1 pseudogene is annotated in these 1,029 nt (G+C 35.3%); it reads right to left on the bottom strand.

The annotated features are described in order from the left end of the window. Nucleotides 1-181: 181 nt before the first annotated feature. Nucleotides 182-1,029: pseudogene (locus BM097_RS15985) on the bottom strand (transposase); the annotation flags it as partial.

The following is a 1,029-nucleotide window of genomic DNA, read 5'->3' as shown; positions in this document are numbered from 1 at the left end:
GCATAGAAAAATGACCATACTTCATATAAAGTATGGTCATTCACTAAACATTCCATTTAGATATTTAACCTGTCTACTTGACAGGGGGCATATCATTCGTTTTGCAGCATCCTTTCCTTTTTCTTTCATATTATTTTGAAATTTATGATGAAAATGTCCTTCTCTAGGCCATTTCTAATTCCCATTCTTGTTGTATTTTTGCAAGCTTTTTTAAATTCATACACGCAAAGGTAAGCGCGACTTTCATTACCATACGCGCCTTACCATACATCTGTGTATATCTAAAACCATGATTCTCTTTAGCAGTTCCAAAGATTCTTTCTATGGTTTCTTTTCTGTGAGAGTACAATTCTCTCATTCCTTCGGTGTATCTTATATCTTCACATGTTTCCATGTACTCTTCCCATACATGTCTGTTTACTACTTTGACATGATTTTTGCTGGCAGTACATTGATTTAAGAATTCGCATTTCTCACATATGTGACCACAACTTTTGTATTCCTTATAACCATCTCTGTTTGTAGTACTGTATTTTAATATCTGGTCATTAGGACAAATATAGCAGTCATTGTATTCATCATAAACATACTCAGATTTCTTAAAGAAGCCTTCTTTAGTCTGAGGTCTTTTGTAAGGAAAAATAGGTTTGACTCCATCATCAAGAAGTAACTTTGCAATGGCTGGTGTTTTATACCCTGCATCAACAACACACTTCTCCATACCAATGTTTTCAAGTTTATCATAGAGCCCTTTGAAAGTTCTGCTATCATGTTCATTTCCTGGGTTAACATCAAAATCAAGAATCCAACCATTCTTATCACAAGCTGTTTCTATTCCATAAGCAAAGACATGTTTATGCTCGCCTTTTCTAAACCATCCGCTTTCTGGATCAGTTGTGCTACATTTGATAGTTTTTCCATCTAAAGGAATATCATCAGTGTAATCCTCGAATTTATCGTTTCCCCCTGATGAGCCAGAAGAATGATGATCATCATCCTTATCCTTTAATGGCTTTTTGCCATGGGCAG

It is taken from the genome of Pseudobutyrivibrio sp. OR37 (assembly GCF_900113655.1).
Classification (GTDB): Bacteria; Bacillota; Clostridia; order Lachnospirales; family Lachnospiraceae; genus Pseudobutyrivibrio.
The sequence above is the reverse complement of the archived record's forward strand: the minus strand, read 5'-3'. Positions and strand labels throughout refer to the sequence as shown.